This is a genomic window from Streptomyces sp. NPDC030995, from assembly GCF_055571215.1.
Genome location: NZ_JBVIFS010000007.1, coordinates 89,437 through 105,016, shown reverse-complemented (window position 1 = coordinate 105,016; position 15,580 = coordinate 89,437). Strand labels below are relative to the sequence as shown.

General features: G+C 72.6%; 16 protein-coding genes and 2 pseudogenes. 8 read left to right on the top strand and 10 right to left on the bottom strand.

The genetic code is table 11. The annotated features are described in order from the left end of the window. Window positions 1–104 precede the first annotated feature (104 nt). Both ACZ45T_RS14090 and mscL read left to right on the top strand, forming a co-directional pair. Complete coding sequence (locus tag ACZ45T_RS14090; RefSeq protein WP_468441122.1) at window positions 105–566, top strand: hypothetical protein; 462 nt, start codon at window positions 105–107, stop codon at window positions 564–566. A gap of 120 nt (window positions 567–686) precedes the next feature. Then, window positions 687–1,187: a large conductance mechanosensitive channel protein MscL gene (gene mscL, locus ACZ45T_RS14085; RefSeq protein WP_468440841.1), complete on the top strand. Its 501-nt coding sequence runs from the start codon at window positions 687–689 to the stop codon at window positions 1,185–1,187. A 22-nt stretch (window positions 1,188–1,209) separates the two neighbouring features. Here the strand turns inward: mscL and ACZ45T_RS14080 are convergent, their stop codons facing one another. The 3 genes and pseudogenes from ACZ45T_RS14080 to ACZ45T_RS14070 all read right to left on the bottom strand — a co-directional run. After that, on the bottom strand, window positions 1,210–1,422 hold the full coding sequence (locus tag ACZ45T_RS14080) for a hypothetical protein (RefSeq protein ID WP_468440839.1): 213 nt from the start codon (window positions 1,420–1,422) through the stop codon (window positions 1,210–1,212). A 37-nt stretch (window positions 1,423–1,459) separates the two neighbouring features. Beyond that, entirely contained in the window at window positions 1,460–1,849 is a 390-nt protein-coding gene (locus tag ACZ45T_RS14075; protein ID WP_468440837.1) for a hypothetical protein, read from the bottom strand. 2 nt (window positions 1,850–1,851) lie between these two features. After that, window positions 1,852–2,160 (bottom strand): annotated as a pseudogene (locus ACZ45T_RS14070) (hypothetical protein); the annotation flags it as partial. A 104-nt stretch (window positions 2,161–2,264) separates the two neighbouring features. On the opposite strand from ACZ45T_RS14070, the gene ACZ45T_RS14065 reads away from it, so the two are divergent. The 3 genes from ACZ45T_RS14065 (at window position 2,265) to ACZ45T_RS14055 (ending at window position 6,280) form a co-directional block, all read left to right on the top strand. Next, window positions 2,265–3,332 carry a DNA polymerase III subunit beta family protein gene (locus ACZ45T_RS14065; protein WP_468440835.1) on the top strand — a complete coding sequence of 356 codons (1,068 nt, stop codon included), beginning with the start codon at window positions 2,265–2,267 and terminating at the stop codon, window positions 3,330–3,332. Between the two features lie 456 nt (window positions 3,333–3,788). Continuing rightward, window positions 3,789–4,976, top strand: a complete 1,188-nt coding sequence (locus ACZ45T_RS14060) for a low temperature requirement protein A (protein ID WP_468440833.1) — start codon at window positions 3,789–3,791, stop codon at window positions 4,974–4,976. A 56-nt stretch (window positions 4,977–5,032) separates the two neighbouring features. Beyond that, window positions 5,033–6,280 carry a cytochrome P450 gene (locus tag ACZ45T_RS14055; RefSeq protein WP_468440831.1) on the top strand — a complete coding sequence of 416 codons (1,248 nt, stop codon included), beginning with the start codon at window positions 5,033–5,035 and terminating at the stop codon, window positions 6,278–6,280. Window positions 6,281–6,346: 66 nt separating this feature from the next. On the opposite strand, the gene ACZ45T_RS14050 is transcribed toward ACZ45T_RS14055, so the two are convergent. After that, entirely contained in the window at window positions 6,347–6,841 is a 495-nt protein-coding gene (locus tag ACZ45T_RS14050) for a DUF5949 family protein (RefSeq protein ID WP_468440829.1), read from the bottom strand. Between the two features lie 57 nt (window positions 6,842–6,898). Next, window positions 6,899–7,522 (bottom strand): DUF4352 domain-containing protein, encoded by a 624-nt coding sequence (locus ACZ45T_RS14045; RefSeq protein ID WP_468440827.1) that lies wholly within the window; start codon window positions 7,520–7,522, stop codon window positions 6,899–6,901. 156 nt (window positions 7,523–7,678) lie between these two features. Here ACZ45T_RS14045 and ACZ45T_RS14040 point away from each other — a divergent pair, with 156 nt between their 5' ends. Both ACZ45T_RS14040 and ACZ45T_RS14035 read left to right on the top strand, forming a co-directional pair. Continuing rightward, the gene (locus ACZ45T_RS14040) at window positions 7,679–8,125 is read left to right on the top strand and encodes a DUF6299 family protein (protein WP_468440825.1); all 447 of its coding nucleotides are present in this window, start codon (window positions 7,679–7,681) and stop codon (window positions 8,123–8,125) included. Window positions 8,126–8,230: 105 nt separating this feature from the next. After that, a pseudogene (locus ACZ45T_RS14035) lies at window positions 8,231–8,296 on the top strand (pentapeptide repeat-containing protein); the annotation flags it as partial. Here the strand turns inward: ACZ45T_RS14035 and ACZ45T_RS14030 are convergent. The 5 genes from ACZ45T_RS14030 to ACZ45T_RS14010 form a co-directional block, all read right to left on the bottom strand. Next, window positions 8,277–8,444, bottom strand: coding sequence for a hypothetical protein (locus tag ACZ45T_RS14030; protein ID WP_468440823.1), 168 nt, complete (start codon window positions 8,442–8,444; stop codon window positions 8,277–8,279). The pseudogene ACZ45T_RS14035 and the gene ACZ45T_RS14030 overlap by 20 nt on opposite strands. 71 nt (window positions 8,445–8,515) lie before the next feature. Further along, entirely contained in the window at window positions 8,516–10,603 is a 2,088-nt protein-coding gene (locus ACZ45T_RS14025) for a SpoIIE family protein phosphatase (RefSeq protein ID WP_468440821.1), read from the bottom strand. 12 nt (window positions 10,604–10,615) lie between these two features. Continuing rightward, complete coding sequence (locus tag ACZ45T_RS14020; protein ID WP_468440819.1) at window positions 10,616–10,897, bottom strand: hypothetical protein; 282 nt, start codon at window positions 10,895–10,897, stop codon at window positions 10,616–10,618. A gap of 41 nt (window positions 10,898–10,938) precedes the next feature. Further along, window positions 10,939–12,249: an NAD(P)-binding domain-containing protein gene (locus tag ACZ45T_RS14015; RefSeq protein WP_468441120.1), complete on the bottom strand. Its 1,311-nt coding sequence runs from the start codon at window positions 12,247–12,249 to the stop codon at window positions 10,939–10,941. Window positions 12,250–12,315: 66 nt separating this feature from the next. Further along, on the bottom strand, window positions 12,316–13,638 hold the full coding sequence (locus tag ACZ45T_RS14010) for a carboxylate--amine ligase (RefSeq protein WP_468440817.1): 1,323 nt from the start codon (window positions 13,636–13,638) through the stop codon (window positions 12,316–12,318). A gap of 294 nt (window positions 13,639–13,932) precedes the next feature. Here ACZ45T_RS14010 and ACZ45T_RS14005 point away from each other — a divergent pair, with 294 nt between their 5' ends. Next, complete coding sequence (locus tag ACZ45T_RS14005; RefSeq protein WP_468440815.1) at window positions 13,933–15,576, top strand: glycoside hydrolase family 26 protein; 1,644 nt, start codon at window positions 13,933–13,935, stop codon at window positions 15,574–15,576. The last annotated feature ends 4 nt before the right edge of the window (window positions 15,577–15,580 follow it).

Genomic DNA, 15,580 nt, shown 5'->3' with positions numbered 1-15,580 from the left:
CTTCCTCTGCGTCTCGCTCTGCATCTCGCTCTGCATCTCGCTCTGCATCTCGATGCGCGTCTCCTCCCTCTCCTTCTACGTGTCCCCCCGCGCGCCCGGTCCCGCTGTTCCCGCCGCTGCGCGTGGGGCGGGGCGGGGACCGGCTGCGCCGGACCGTGCGGCGTCGGCGGCGGGCCGCCTCGGCCGGGCTGGCCGTGGTGGCGGCGGCCCTGGCGGTGGGCGGCACGGAGGCGCAGGCCTCCCGGGGCAGCGCCCCACCGGCGGTAGCGGCCTCCCGGGGTGCGGCGCCACCCGCCGCGGTGCGGATGGTGTCGGCCCCGGTGCGCATCGCGGACGCGGCGACGGTGCGGCTGCTGCGGCCCGGGGACCGGGTCGACGTGGTCGCGGCGGAGCGCGCCGGACCGCCCAGGGTGGTGGCCGTTGGGGCCCGGGTTGCCGAAGTGCCCCGTCCCGAGCAGGGCGTTGGGGACGGTGGGGCGCTGGTGGTCCTGTCGGTGCCCCGGGACACGGCGCGGGCTCTCGTGGGGGCGGGCGCCGTGACGCGGCTGGCGGTGACGTTGTGTTGATTTGCACATACGACCAGTCAAGTCACCGTCAGACGGGGGCCGACTGGACACACCGCGCCTGGACTGCCGTAGCTTTCGGAACCGTTGGCTCCGTGTTTGGCACATGTGAAGAAAGGCTCAGTGGTGAGCGAGAAGAAGAAGGAGAGCGTGCTGGCAGGCTTCAAGGCCTTCCTGATGCGCGGCAACGTGGTCGACCTGGCGGTGGCCGTGGTCATCGGCGCCGCGTTCACGAACATCGTGAACTCGGTGGTCAAGGGGATCATCAGCCCGGTGGTGGGCACGATCGGCACGCAGAGCCTGGACGGCTACAAGACGTGCATCAAAAACCCTTGCGCCATCGGGCCGGACGGCCAGCCGACGGGTGTCGAGATCCTCTGGGGCTCCGTGCTGAACGCCACGCTGACCTTCGTGATCACCGCGGCGGTCGTGTACTTCCTGATGGTGCTGCCGATGGCGAAGTACCTCGCCAAGCAGGAGGCCCGCCGCAAGGCCAGGGAGGGCGTCCAGGAGACCATGGAGATCACCGAGCTGGTGGTCCTCCAGGAGATCCGGGACACGCTGGTCGCGCAGCGCACCAACGGCGGCGGCGCCGGTCCCACGGCTTCGCGCGACGCGTTCTAGCCGCTCCGGCCGCCTCGGCCGGTCAGATGTGGTGCGGGGGCTTCTCGTCGAGGAAGCGGGCCAGGTCGGCCGCGCTTCCGCCGGCGGGCGGCCGCTCGCCCCAGCCGCGGTCGGTGTCGTCCGAGGACTGCTGGTCCAGCGGGTCGTCGAAGACCAGCCGGGGCTTCGGCCGGGGCTTCTCGGCCCCGGGGCCGGGATGCGAGGACTGCGGGTCGGGGGCGGGGGCGCTGCTCATGCCTCCAGGGTACGGCCGCCCCGGCCCCCGGCCCCGCTCAGCTGGGGGCCTCCGCGCCCTTGCGGGTGTAGAACCACCAGCACACCACCAGGCAAGTGGCATAGAAGCCGATGAACATCCACAGCGCGTGGGTGACGGCCATGGCCGCGAACATCGCGGGGATGAAGAAGAAGCCGTAGGCGGCGATGGCGGAGGAGAAGCCGGTGACGGCGCCCGCCTCCATCTCCGACTGCCTCAGAGCCGCGGCCTGCGCCTCGGGGCCCATGCCCTCGGCCTCCCTCATGTGCTGGTCGCGGAAGATCACCGGAATCTGCCGGAAGGTCGAGCCCTCGTCCTCGGGCCGCCAGTCGCCGATGGTGGCGCCGGGCTTGTAGGTCTCCAGACGGTGCGAGCGGACGGCGGAGTCGCTGTTCGTGCGTATGGACATGGTCATCTGTCCTTCGGGTCGAGGAGCCACAGTCCGATCACGACGAGGAAGGACAGGATCAGGAATCCCGCTCCCCACCAGGCCGTGCCGGTGTTGCCCTTCATCCACTCGTTGACGGTGACGGTCAGCGCCCAGAGCTGTCCAATGACGACGGTGAGGGCCAGGGCCAGACGGGCATTGAGCTTCGAGGAGCGCTCCGGCTCCTGCTCGGTGCCGGCACCCGGGCCGGGGCCGGTGCTCCGGATCCGCGGGTCTCCGTAGCCGCTGGTGGAGCGGATCTGCGGATACCGCTCCCGCACCGGCCGGTTCAGGCCCCTCGCGCGCTTGCGAAAGCATTCACAAATCGGCGCGTGGGTGGGCCGGAATTGACCCTCGACCTGGTTCAGGGCTCAGAGTTCCGGGTGTGGAGAGCGAGATGCGCAGTATCGGTGAGATGGCTCGGGACAGCGGACTGGGCGTGAGCGCCCTGCGGTTCTACGACGGGGCCGGCGTGCTGGTCCCGGCCTGGGTGGACCCGGTCAGCGGCTACCGCTGGTACGGCCCCGACCAGCTCGGAGAGGCCCGGCTGCTGGCCCGGCTCCGCCGGGCGGGCATGCCGTTGGCGGACATCCGGCTGGTGCTGGCCGGCTGGTCCGGTGCCGACACCGATCTGGTGCGGCAACTGCTCCAGGGGCACCTGCGCCGCCTGGAAGAGGGGCTGTCCGATGCCCGCAGCGAGTTCTCCACGGTCCGAGCGCTACTCGAACGCAGGGAGACATCCATGGCTTTGCCCCGTACCGCCTCCGTCCGGTTGACCGTCCCCGCGCCCGAGCTGGCGGCCGCTTTGGACGCGGTCCGGTTCGCCGCCAGTACCGACCCGGAGCTGCCGATGCTCGGCGGCGTCCTGTTCGACATCGAGGGGGAGGCGCTCCGTGTCGTGGCCACCGACCGGTACCGGATGGCTGTCGGGCAGGCCGGTACCGGCGGCCATGACGGTCCCCGCGTGCAGGTCATCGTGCCGTCCCCCCTCGCCGACGCGATGCGCGCGCTGCTGAGCGACGACCCAGCCGTCCGGCTCACCGTGGACGGTGACCGCGTGGCCCTGGAGACGGGGAACCGTCAGGCCGCCGGCCAGTGCCTCGATCACGACTTCCCCGACTACCGTCGCCTCGTCCACCTGCCCGCGGGGCGCCGCGCCCTCGTCGACGTCCCGGCCTTCCGGGAGGCGGTGGCAAGCGGTCCCGTCCGGGCAAGCGAGCAGTGCGGGTCGGCCCTCAGCGTCCTCAAGGTGACGGCCGACGGCGCCGTCGCCCTCTGCGAGGACGGTGACGAGGGCCAGGACCACGTCGCCGTCAACCGGGACTTCCTGCTGGACGCCCTCGCCGCCGGAGCCCCGGACCGCCTGATCCTGGAGTTCGGCGCCCCCAAGGCTCCCCTGGCGATCCGCCGGACCGACACCGAGGACACCTTCTCGCTCCTGATGCCCGTCCGCCTGGAGGACTAGGCCCTGGGGACACCCCTCAGCTGGGGGCCTCGGCTCCGGGGCGGGCGTAGAACCACCAGGCCACCACCACGCACGAGGCGTAGAAGGCCACGAAGCCCCACATCGCGCTCGTCACGGCGAAGGGTCGCGACCCTCTTGCCCGTGGAGCGCCAGAAGGCCGGATCCTCCGGCGTCCAGGGGGTGATGGTGCGACCGGGGCGGTACTGCGCCGGATCGGCGGGCGTCGCGAGTGGTCTCCGGGCTTCCTGCGTGGCGGAACTCATGGGCTGTCCTGTAACTGCGAGAAGGGTCCTGACCCCTCCAGGCTCCGCCGCGCGGGACCCCCGGCGGCAGAGGAGAACGCACTGTCGACGCCGGGACAAGGTCCCGCCGCGCATCTTCCGCCCGGGGCACAGCGGCGCCGCGGGCAGCGCGTCCGGCCTGCTGAACTTCCGTCCCTCTGGTCTCCTGGCCGGTATGGCCTACACCCCCATGACCGCCCGCAGCCGCGACGAGCAACACCGCGCGGCCACCCCGCTGGAGCTGTTCTTCGACCTCTGCTTCGTCGTCGCGATCGCGCAGGCCGGTGCCCGGCTGGTGCACGCGCTGGCGGAGGGCCATCCCGGGACCGGCGTGATCGGCTACTTCTTCGTCTTCTTCGGCGTGTGGTGGGCGTGGATGAACTTCACGTGGTTCGCCTCCGCCTACGACGTGGACGACGTGCCGTACCGGATCGCGACCCTGGTGCAGATCGCCGGTGTGCTCGTCTACGCGGCGGGGGTGAGCCGGGCCTTCGACGAGAACGACTGGACCGTCGCCGTCATCGGCTACGTCATCATGCGCGTCGCGCTCACCTCGCAGTGGCTGCGCGCCGCCGCCGGGGAGCAGGGCGAGGCCAGGGCGGCGGCGCTGAAGTACGCGGCCGGGCTGGTGATCTGTCAGGCCGGCTGGGTGGGGCTGCTGTTCGCCCCGGACGGCGCCAAGCGGTGGCTGTTCCTCGTGCTGGCCGCGGCGGAGCTGCTGGTCCCGGCGCTCGCCGAACGCGGGCACGAGACGCCCTGGCACGCCCACCACATCGTGGAGCGGTACGGCCTGTTCACCATCATCGTGCTGGGCGAGACGATCGCGGCGGCCACGGTGGCGGTCAAGTCGGCGGTCGACGAGCACGAGGCGCTCGGCCTGCTGCTGCCGATCGCCGGCGGCGGACTGCTGATCGTCTTCGCCGCGTGGTGGATCTACTTCGCGGTGCCGATGCACGAACGGCTGACGTCCAACCGCGAGGCGATCCCGTGGGGTTACGGCCACCTGCTGATCTTCGCCTCGGGCGCGGCGATCGGCGCGGGCATCGAGGTCGCCGTCGAGCACGCGGTGGGCAAGGCGCACATCTCCCAGCTCGCGGCCAACGCGGCCGTGACCGTCCCGACCGCACTGTTCCTCCTGATGGTCTGGTTCCTGCACTCCCGCCACTTCAAGCGCGGCCTGGCCCAGCAACTGACCCTGCCGGTGTCGGCGCTCGTCGTGCTGGCGTGCACGTGGGCGGGTGCGTACGCGGTGCTGTACGCGGGCCTGGTCGCGGCGGCGACCGTCGCGGTCGGCATGACCCTGGCGGCTCAGAGAGCCGGGGCTCCGCCCCAGACCCCGCGCCTCGATCGCCGGCGGGGCTGAAACAACGGCGCCACGCCGAACCGTCACTCCTGCGCCCCGCCGCCGTTTTGCAGGCCATGACACTCCCCGCACAACGTCCCGGCGAAGACCCCGGCAGGGAACTGGCCGAGCCAGGCTTCTGGCAGGCGCCCCCCGCCCACCGCCTCGCCGCCTTCGCCCGCCTCCGCGAGGCCACCGCCCCCGTCTTCGTCCCCGAAGGGACCGGCCACTGGGCCCTCGTACGGCACGCCCAGGTGCAAGAGGCCAGCCGGCTCCCCAAGGTCTTCGCCAGCGCCCCCGGCGTGACCACCCCCGAGCCGGCCCGCTGGGTCCGCGCGCTGTTCGGGGACTCGATGGTCAATCTGGACGGCCCCGACCACGCCCAGCTGCGCAAGATCGTGCAGCGGGCCTTCACGCCCCGCCTGCTGGCCGCCGCCGAGGCCGACATCCACGCCGTGGCCACCCGCATCGTGGACGACGTACTGGACGGGCAGCCCGACGAGTTCGTCTCGGCGGTGGCCTCCCGGCTGCCCCTGGAGGTCATCTGCAACATGATGGGCATCCCGGAGCGCTACCGCGCCGAGATCGCCGACCGCGTCAACCACGCCTCCGAGAACATCGGCGTGGAGCGGGGCCTGGCCGCCCGGCTGCGGATGCCCGGCCGCGGGCTGCGCGCCCTGGCCCGCATGCAGCGGATGGTGGCCGGCATCGGGCGGGAGCGGCGCAAGAACCCCACCGACGACCTGATCTCGGCACTGGTCTGCGCGAACGTCGACGGCCAGGCCCTCGGGGCCCGCCAACTCGGCGCCTTCTTCTCCCTCTTGATGGTCGCCGGGGTGGAGACCACCCGCAATGCGATCACCCACGGCCTGACCCTGCTGACCGATCACCCGGACCAGCGGGACCTGCTGCTCTCGGACTTCGAGAAGTACGCGGACGGCGCGGTGGACGAGATGATCCGCCATTCGACGCCGATCATCCAGTTCCGCCGGACGGTGGCCGCCGAACACACCATGGACGGGCACGTGTTCCATCCGGGCGACAAGGTGGTCCTGTACTACGCCTCCGCCAACCGCGACGAGGCGGTCTTCCCCGACCCCGACGCCTTCCTCATCACCCGCTCGCCCAATCCGCACCTGGGATTCGGCGGCGGCGGTCCGCACTTCTGCCTGGGCGCGCACCTGGCCCGGGTGGAGATGAAGGCCCTCTTCCGCGAGCTGCTCACCCGGCCGGTCGGGCTGCGCGCGGTGGGCCTGCCGGACCTGGCGGGGTCGAACTTCGACAACCGGGTCCGCTCGCTCAAGTTCGCCTTCGAGCGGCCCTGAACGCAAAGGACCGGCCACCGGGCAGGCTGGGAGCCCGGCGGCCGGAACACATGGCGTGCGGCGCCGCTACTTCTGCAGGCGCCGCACGGCGAGGACGCAGTGGGCGCTGCCCGTGAGCACCGACTCGTCGCCCGCGAACGCCTGCAGGGTCTCCGGGGCGACCGGCTGCCCGGGGACCGCCTCCGGCCAGGCGCGCGTGGCGAAGAGGAAGTACGCCTGCCCGCTCTCGTCCGCCGCGGCGACCCACTCGTCGGGGGCGGTGCACTTGGCGTTCATCCCGGGCAGGGTGAGCGCGATCTGGTTGCCCTGCAGCAGGATCTGCACCGGGAAGTTGGCCGGGTTGCGGGTGCCGTCCATGACGACGTCGCCGATGGGCAGGCCGATCTCCTCCAGCAGCCCGCGGGCCGCCACCTCACCGGCCTCCCGGCCCTGCGGGCCGTCACCGAGGGTGTAGGCGAGGAGGTACGGGATGTCGTGCGCCTCGGAGGGGTCGCCGATCCAGGCGAGCACCGAAAGGGTGCCGAGCTGGGACCGGTCGATTTCGGCTTGAGTAGAAGTCATGCGCCGCACCCTAGTGGTCTCTCCCCCGAGCCTTTCACGGCCTTTCACCCGGGCGGGCTAGACCGCCCAGAATCCTTCTCCGGAATTCGTCCGAACGTTCGCATCCTGATACTGGAGCCGCACAATGCGCGCGTTTTCCGGAATTTCGAACACGACCCATCCATCGGCCCGCTCACCGACCTCCAGGGAATCGAAGACGAGCGGTTTGCCGGTCGTCAGTTCACCGGTGGGCACCACCGGGTGGCGCTTCCCCGCGCTGTCGTGCGCCCACATGCGTCCGAGCGCCCCGTACGAGGCCCCGCCCACGTTGACGAAGGACATCGAGGCGGCCACCCAGCGCTTGCCGGCCGGCGGGGCGAAGTTCTTCTCCACGCTGACCGCGGGGTCCACGTACGCGGCCAGCACGATCTGGAGGTGGCGGCCGACCTGCCGGCCGTCCACCCGTACGGGTTCACCCACATGGGCAGCCTTCGCGGCGGTCCGTGCGGGGGCTTGTGCGGCGTCCTCGGCGCCCGGCGCCCCGTCGTCCACCGGGACGTCGGGGGCCGCGGCCGGGGCGAGCGCGGCGCCCTCGGGGGCGCTCTGGCAGGCGGTGGCACCGAACAGGAGGAGCGGGAGGAGGGCGGCGGCGAGGACGGGCGCGAGGCCGGGAACGAAGCGGGCGGTGACGGAATGGCGCATGCGAGATCCCTTCGGGGATGTATTTCGGCCAGTCTCACGCGCCCGAGCAGGCAATTGCACACACCGACACGAGTGCACGGAGCGAGTGTGTACGCCCGCCTGCCAGCACAATTCGTTCCGGCGGATTCCCGCCGCCCACAACCACCCGGAGGAACGATGGCTATTCACGGCTCCCGCATGGCCCTGGCGGCGCTCTCGGCACTGGCCGCAACGGCGGTATTCACCGCCCCGGCCAACGCCACTGTTTTCGACCAGGGAATTTCCGTACAGCCGTACGGTCATATCTCCGAGGACGGAAAGGTCACCCTTTTCGGCACCTACCACTGCTCTTCCCCGTCACCCATGGGGGCGAAGCTCCAGATCGCGGCGGCCGTCGTCCAGGACGGCACCCGGCTCGGCTTCGGCGGCGGTGAGGCGGACTGCGACGGGGAGGAGCACGCATGGGAGGCCACCGGCACGCTGCGGTTCACCCCGCACGTCCACTCCGGCCCGGCGCTGGCCGAGGTCCAGCTCAACGAGGTCCACTTCTCGGGCCTGATGCCGCGGTCCGTCGACACGGTCGCGCAGGACACCCAGGAGATCGAGCTGATCGAAGGCCGCTGATCCACCGTCACGGGGTCTTCCGGCCGGTCAGGACCGGCCGGAAGACCTCGCGGCACTCAATGCGCCGGCACTCAATGCGCCGGCACTCGATGCGCCGGCACTCGATGCGCCGGTACTCGACTCACCGGCGCTCGGTTCACCGGCGCTCGGTTCACCGGCACTCGGGGGTGACGTCCGTCATCGACATGAAGGCCGTCGACTGGCACCCGGGGTCCGCGTGCGGGCGCCCCGTCGTGCGGTCCAGGACGGTCGGCACCCCGGCCGCCAGCAGGAGCAGGGCCAGGATGCCCGTCACGGCGCCCTTGCTCAGGCCCCTCATCACGCGATCCGTTCCATGGTCCGCATCATCACCCCGACCCCCGCATCCCACAACTCGGGGTGAGCGCCCGGTCACCCCACGCTCCGGGGGCTGCCGCCCACATCGAACTCGCACCACACCGCCTTGCCCTCGCCCCGGGACTCCACGCCCCAGTGCGTGGCCAGCGCGTCCACCAGGAGCAGCCCGCGCCCCGTGGTGGCCGACTCGCCCGGAGTGCGCCTGCGCGGCCACACGCTGGAGCGGTCCTTGACCCACAGCCGGATCCGCCGGACCGGCTCGGGCAGTACCTCCATCGTCAGCACCGCCCCGCCGTCGGTGTGCAGCAGGGCGTTGACCAGCAGCTCCCCGGCCGCCAGTTCCACGTCGTCGGCGAGCTCCGGCATGCCCCAGTCGCGCAGGGCCTGGCGCAGGGCGAAGCGGGCCTCCGAGAGCCCTTCCGGGTCGGCCTGGTGCACGTACTGGTGGATGCGCGGGGCCCGGTGGGTGCCCGGGTCGGGGGCCCGGCGCAGCACCAGCAGGGCCACGTCGTCCCCGGAGCCCCAGCGCTCCCAGAGCCGGTCGGAGAGGTGGTCGGCGAGCTCGCCGGCGCCCTGCGGGCCGCTGCGCACCGCCTGGGCGAGGGCGTCCATGCCGACGGTGATGGTCGTCCCGGGCTCCTCCACCAGGCCGTCCGTGCACAGCACCAGGGTCTCCCCGGGGACCAGGTCGAGCCGGGTCTCGGGGAATTCCTCCTGCTCGAAGACCGAGGCCAGCCCCAGCGGCAGGCCGCCGCGCACATTGGGCCAGCCCGTACGCCCGTCCGTGTGCCGGATCAGCGGCCCGAGGTGGCCCGCGCGGACCGCCCGTACGCCGCCGGTCTCCAGGTCCACCTGTGCGTACATGCAGGTGGCGAAGCGCTCGGTGTCCAGTTCGGCGAGGAAGCGCGAGGCCCGGGCCAGCACGGTGGACGGCGGATGGCCCTCCCCCGCGTACGCCCGCAGCGCGATCCGCAGCTGGCCCATGATGGCCGCCGCGTGCGTGTCGTGGCCCTGTACGTCGCCCACCACGATGCCGACGCGGTCGCGGGGCAGCGAGATCACGTCGTACCAGTCCCCGCCGACCTCCCGCCCGCTCCAGGCGGCGTGGTAGCGGACCGCGATCTCCCCGCCCGTGATCTCCGGGATCCGGCGCGGCAGCATGGCGGCCTGCAGACCCGTCGCGAACTCCCGCTCCTGGTCGAAGAGGAGCGCCCGCTGGAGCGACTGGGCCACGATGCCCGCCAGGCCCAGGCAGAGGTTCTTCTCCTCGGGGCTGAACTCGGTGCGCCGCCGGTAGAAGAGGACCAGTCCGCCGATGGCCTTGGCCTGGGCGATCAGCGGCAGGTAGGCGGCCGCGTCGAACTGGATCCGGTTCAGGTAGTCCGAGAGGAGCGGGAATTCCCCGCCGAGCTCGGTGAGCGAGGTGACGAAGCGCGCCTGCCGGGTGAGGACCGCGTGCGACAGCGGCAGCGAACCGTCCAGCCGGGTGAACTTGCGCTCGCTGAGGATCTCCAGCGACTCCCCGCTGAGCGCGATGATCTTGATGGTGCCGCCCTCGACCAGCCCCAGGGCCAGCCCGTCCGCGCCGAGCCGCTCCAGCGCGCCGGCCCCGGTCAGCGCGGCCGTGACGTCGTCGACCGTGACCGCCCGCGAGAGGGCCTCCGTGGTCCGCTGCACGATCGTCGTCTGCTGGGCGCGCGCCGCCTCCAGCTTGCGCAGCAGCGTCGCGTGGGCGAGCTCGGCCGTCGCGTCCCGGACGATCCCCACGACCCGCTGCGGCAGCCCCGCACCGTCCCGCAGCACCCGGCCGGAGGTGTGCGTCCACTGGTCGCGGCCGTCGCGCCGCTGCACCGTGAAGTACGAGCCGTACGTGTCCCCGCCGCCCTCCAGCACCCCGGCGATGGTCTCGGCCAGCCGGACCCGGTCCTCGTGCCGGATGCGCAGCCCGACCCCTTCCCGGGTGCCGTCGAACTCCCCCGGCCCCAGGTCGAGGACGGCCATCCCGGCCTCGTCCAGCGCCACCGCGCCAGTGCTCAGGTCCCACTCGAAACTGCCCATGCCGTTCAGCGCGAGCCGCTCCCCGGGACCGGTCACGGGGGACTGCCGACCCGGCTCGGGGCCGTCGCGCTCCGCCGCTGCCACGATCCACACCACCTAACGGCCGGGCCAGCACGGCTGGGAGATCAGCCGCTCCCACTCCTCGTCAGGATGCCCCGGAAGGGTGCGCCCGGCCTGCCGCCAGCGCTCGACGACGGAGAGGTAGATCGTGGGCTGGTCGGTGGCGGAGCCCGTCGCGTGGGGACCGGCGTACGGACCGGCGTACGCGCCCCCGTACGGGGCACGGTCGTACTCGGCGGTCCTGGCCGTGGCGGGCTGTTCCGCGCGACTGGCCGGAATGCGTACCCAGCCGCGGCCCTGTGCTCGCTCCGCGCTCATCACGGACCCCTCTCACCGCGGATCTCACCGCAGATACGTCTTCAGATGCCCTGGGAGTACCCCCTGGGAGCCCCTCCCAGCGGTAGCCGGGGAAGGTGTCCGGGGGGAGCAGCCCGGTCGAGCCGTGCGAGACCGGTGGAGCCCGGCCGCGAACCCCGGGAACCGAGGCGCCGCAGGACTCCTTTCACCAGTCTCCCCGCCGTGAAGCCCGCACCGTGCACGAATCGCATGGAAGGGCCGAATGAGGGAGCCGTCAGCAGCCCCGCGAAGAACAGCCCGGGCCACGAGGACTCGAAGCCCGCACTCAGCTCCGGCGCCCTGCTCTTCCCCACGGTCTCCAGCGCGGCCCGCAGGCCCGCGTCGAGCAGCTCCAGGCGGGCCAGGTCCGGGGCGAAGCCGGTGGCCGCGATGACGTGCGCGACGTCCAGGACCACGGACTCCCCCGATCGGGTGGACAGGCCGAGCCGGGTCCGCTCACCGACCGCCACCGCCCGGTGCAGCCGGTGCCCGAGCATGACGGGGACGCGCCGCTCGAAGCGGTCCCGCAGCCACCAGGCGCCGGCCGGACCCAGCGCGGTCGCCGCGATCCGCTCCCGGGTGGGCGCGGGCAGCCTGCGCACCGCCCAGGGCAGCTCCGACCACACCCAGCTGCGCCAGCCGGTGCCGAGGCCGCTGTGGGGATCGCGCAGGGCGCGCAGCGGGGGCCGGTCCAGGGGCTGCGGGACGGTGTTCCAGTTCAGCCGGGAGCGCCGGGCGACGAGGCACGGCCGGGCACCCTGCTCCGCGAGCAGGGCGGCGGTCTCCAGGGCCGCCTGCCCGGCCCCGAGCACGGCGACCTCGCGGCCGGCGAAGCCGGTCAGGTCGCGGTGGCCGCTGCTGTGCGAGTAGTGGTCGGGAGGGAGGTCCCGCAGCGCCTCGGGGTGCTGGACGAAGGGCATCACCCCGACCGCGAGGGCGACCGTACGGGCGAGCAGGGGCGGTCCCTCGGCGGTGCGGACGCGGAAGCCGTCGCCCTGCGGGGTCACCTCCGTGACGGTCACCTCCTCCACCTCGGGCGCGGCGTGCCGGGCGAACCACATCCCGTACGCGCTGAACGTGCCGATCGGCAGCGGAGTGCCGTGTTCCGCGACCTGTCCGCGGGTGGCGCAGTAGTCGGCGAGCGTGTGCCGCCCGTCCGGCGCGGACAGGTTGGAGGACCAGGGCTCCGACTTCAGGTACATGCCCTCGGGCATGTGGTCGCGCCACGAGGCCATCGGCCGCCCGAGCAGCCGTACGTCGAGCCCCGCGCCCGCCGCATGGGCGGCGATCGACAGCCCGTACGGGCCCGCGCCGATCACCACGAGGTCCTCGATGCGCGTCACGGCCGTTCCTCCAGCTCGATGGTCACCGACCCGGCCCGTCCGCCGCGCCGGGCAAGGTCAACGGGTCACCAGCTCGTCCGGCTCGGCCGATGCCTCCGGCGGGGCCGGTCGGGGGAGCGCGGCCTGCTGCGGCTGGTCCCGCCCCCGCTGCCGGGGGGCCCGGACCGCCGCGAGCGCGGTGCGACGGCCCTGCGCGGGCACGCCCCGCAGGACGCGCGCCCCCTTGTCGAACCCTCGCCGGAGGAGGGCCCAGAGCATCGCCAGGAACGGCAGCAGGTCGTCCGCGGCGAACCAGGCCGCCTCCACCCGCCCCCGCTCGCCCTTCGGCCACACCCGCACGGGCCCGGCGGGGCCGCCCGGCGGCGTCGCGGACGCCGGATCGCCGGCAGTGGGCGCCTGGCCCGCGACCGCCGGCGCGGACACCGCGGGGCGCGCCGCCCGGCGACGGGGCAGCGACCCGCCGCGGACCGCCGCCAGCAGCGCGTAGTTCTCGGCGACGAACACCCGTCCCGGACCGCCCGAGGGCTCCGGAACCCGTTGGCCCGTCAGATCCAGGTACATCGCCTGTACGACGTCCAGCCCGGCCGCGTCCGTGAACAGCCGGAACTGCGCGCCGGGGCGCGGGTTGAAGTCCACCAGCCGGAAGACGCCCCGCTCGTCCCGGCGGAAGTCCAGGTCCAGGATCCCCTGGTAGCCCAGCCGTTCGGCGAGCCGCAGCCCCGCCTCCTCCACCGCCGGGTCCGGCAGCCAGCGCCCCACCGCCGTCAGACCCGTCCGCACCGGCCAGGACATCTCCTTGCGGCCCGATCCCGCGAGGAGCGGACGACCGCCCCGCGCGAAGGCGCCGTGGAAGAACCAGTCGGTGTCCGGTCCGGCCGACAGGAACCGCTGGAGCAGCAGCCGGCTCCCGGCCTCGGCGGAACGCTCGTAGAGCCGGCGCGCCTCGGCGGGGGTGTGCAGCAGCGTGGTGCTCCGCAGCCCGTCGGCCCCGCTGGGCAGCAGCCAGGGCCTGCTCCACTTGGCGACCACCGGCAGCCCGAGCCGCCAGGCCGCCTCCGCCGCCTCGGCCCCGCTCGCCGGGATCACGGTCTCCGGGTGCGGCACGTCCCACCGCGAACAGAGCCTGGACAGCTCGGCCTTGTCGGCCACCCGGGCGGGCAGGTCGTCGGGCTGATGGGGAATCCGGAAACGGTCGCGGAGCATCGGCGCGACCCGGGACACGGCGATGGCGCTCAGGTCGTCCATGGCGAAGAGCACGGCCGGGCGGCCGATCCGCTCCGACACCCCGGTCAGGCACTCCAGCAACGCCTCGGGCGCCTCCGGGTCCAACCCGCCGGCCGGCCCGGCATGTACGGCGCGCAGGTACCGCGAACGCCCCATGGGACCTCCCCCGGCCTCGACGACGGCATGGACCTCCACGCCCTTGCGGCCAAGGGATCTGACGGCGCCGAGGGTTCCGTGGTGGAACGGATTGCGATCGAGTCTGAGCACAACGGCGGGCACGTGGTTGGGATGCGCGTACATGGCAACGGTGTCTTTCACCTAGTCGGACCAAGCGGGGGTGGTGTGCACCTGCGAATGGCCTATGCGGCAGTCACCGGACAGGCCATTCGTCAGATCTGATGCCTAACGTCTTTGGTAAGCACACCGATTCAGGAAAGCTCGGGAGACGCCATGCCCAGACCACGACGCCGACTGGCGAGCACCTGCATCGGTACGGTCACGGCCGGACTGCTCGCGACGGGGGCCGCACTCGCGGCGCCCGTCGAGGACCGGCCCGAGGGCTCCACCGCCTCCGACATCGCCATGGGCGCCTATCTCCACTACGGGCCGCGCGGGGTGAGCCGGATCCCGCGCCTGTCGCGCTGGTTGGGCGGCAAGGAGATCCGGGTCGGCCACACCTATCTGCCCGGTGACCAGTGGGCCGGCATCGAGGGCAGGGTCTCCTTCCTGGAGGACTGGGCCGAATGGCGCCAGGCCGAGGACGACCGGATCTTCGTCCTCAACGTGCCCATGCAGGCACGGAACGAGAGCCGTGTGCCCGACCGCCGGGTGGCCCGGCTGATCAGGGCGGGCGCGCTCGGCTGGTACGACCTGCACTTCGAGCGGCTCGCCGAGCGGCTGGTGTCGCTGGGCGTCCCGGACACGGTGATCGTGCTCGGCTGGGAGATGAACGGCACCACCTACACCCACCGCTGCGCACCGGACCCGGAGAACTGGAAGAGGTACTGGAAGCGCATCGTCACGACGATGCGCTCGGTGCCCGGGCAGAAGTTCAAGTTCGACTTCGCCCCGAACCGCGGCAAGGACGCGATCGGCTGGACCGAGTGCTACCCCGGCGACGACGTGGTCGACATCATCGGCATGGACTCGTACGACCAGGGTCCCGGCCGGGACTTCGACGACCAGATCGTCCAGCCGTACGGGCTCCAGCAGCACGTGGACTTCGCGAAGGCACACGGCAAGGAGATCTCGTACCCGGAGTGGGGGCTGTTCCGGCGCGGGGACAATCCGGAGTACGTACGGCGCATGCTGAAGTGGATCGAGCAGCAGAAGCCGCTCTACCACACCATCACCGACTACTGCCCGCACGGCGTGTGGCAGTGCAAGCAGAACCCGCAGTCCGCGAAGGTCTTCCGCGACGCGCTGCGGCCCGATCTGCCCGGCCCGGTGGTGCCGACCCCGGTGGTTCCGACCCCGGTCGTGCCCACGCCCGTGGTCCCGACCCCCGTGGTGCCCACGCCGGCCGTACCCACTCCGGTCGTCCCGACGCCCGAGATCCCGATCCCGATCCCGATGCCGACACCCCAGGTCCCGACGCCTCAGGTCCCGACGCCTCAGGTCCCGACTCCCCAGGTCCCGACTCCCGAGATCCCCAAGCCCTCGCCCGCTTCGCCGAGCCCCGAGGTCCCGCTGCCGGTGACACCGAGCCCGCTCGTCCCGGCACCGGTCACTCCGGCACCGGTCACCCCGAGCCCGGTCGCCCCGAGCCCGGAGATCCCGGTGCCGGTCACTCCCAGCCCGGTCACCCCGAGCCCCGAGGCCCCGGCGCCGGTCACTCCCAGCCCGCTCGTCCCGACGCCCGAGGTGCCCAAGCCCTCGGCCTCCCCCTCGCCCGTCGTCCCGAGCCCGCTCGTCCCGGCGCCCCAGCCCACCCCGCCGAAGCCCCTGCCGCAGCCGGAGAAGCCGCCGGTCAACGACCCCAAGCAGTGGTGCGTGCCGCTCAACTTCGGCGAATGGCTCTCCGCGCTGGTCGGCAAGCAGTCGGTCTGCATCAAGTTCGACTGGGGCAAGGACTCCGGCTACTGGCCCTTCTAGACGG

What these genes read in the sequence shown, in the direction of transcription:
- ACZ45T_RS14080 (WP_468440839.1), bottom strand. Translation starts at nt 1,422, where the DNA reads ATGAGCAGCGCCCCCGCCCCCGACCCGCAGTCCTCGCATCCCGGCCCC.
- ACZ45T_RS14075 (WP_468440837.1), bottom strand. Translation starts at nt 1,849, where the DNA reads ATGTCCATACGCACGAACAGCGACTCCGCCGTCCGCTCGCACCGTCTG.
- ACZ45T_RS14065 (WP_468440835.1), top strand. Translation starts at nt 2,265, where the DNA reads ATGCGCAGTATCGGTGAGATGGCTCGGGACAGCGGACTGGGCGTGAGC.
- ACZ45T_RS14060 (WP_468440833.1), top strand. Translation starts at nt 3,789, where the DNA reads ATGGCCTACACCCCCATGACCGCCCGCAGCCGCGACGAGCAACACCGC.
- ACZ45T_RS14055 (WP_468440831.1), top strand. Translation starts at nt 5,033, where the DNA reads ATGACACTCCCCGCACAACGTCCCGGCGAAGACCCCGGCAGGGAACTG.
- ACZ45T_RS14050 (WP_468440829.1), bottom strand. Translation starts at nt 6,841, where the DNA reads ATGACTTCTACTCAAGCCGAAATCGACCGGTCCCAGCTCGGCACCCTT.
- ACZ45T_RS14045 (WP_468440827.1), bottom strand. Translation starts at nt 7,522, where the DNA reads ATGCGCCATTCCGTCACCGCCCGCTTCGTTCCCGGCCTCGCGCCCGTC.
- ACZ45T_RS14040 (WP_468440825.1), top strand. Translation starts at nt 7,679, where the DNA reads ATGGCTATTCACGGCTCCCGCATGGCCCTGGCGGCGCTCTCGGCACTG.
- ACZ45T_RS14030 (WP_468440823.1), bottom strand. Translation starts at nt 8,444, where the DNA reads ATGAGGGGCCTGAGCAAGGGCGCCGTGACGGGCATCCTGGCCCTGCTC.
- ACZ45T_RS14020 (WP_468440819.1), bottom strand. Translation starts at nt 10,897, where the DNA reads ATGAGCGCGGAGCGAGCACAGGGCCGCGGCTGGGTACGCATTCCGGCC.
- ACZ45T_RS14010 (WP_468440817.1), bottom strand. Translation starts at nt 13,638, where the DNA reads ATGGGGCGTTCGCGGTACCTGCGCGCCGTACATGCCGGGCCGGCCGGC.
- ACZ45T_RS14005 (WP_468440815.1), top strand. Translation starts at nt 13,933, where the DNA reads ATGCCCAGACCACGACGCCGACTGGCGAGCACCTGCATCGGTACGGTC.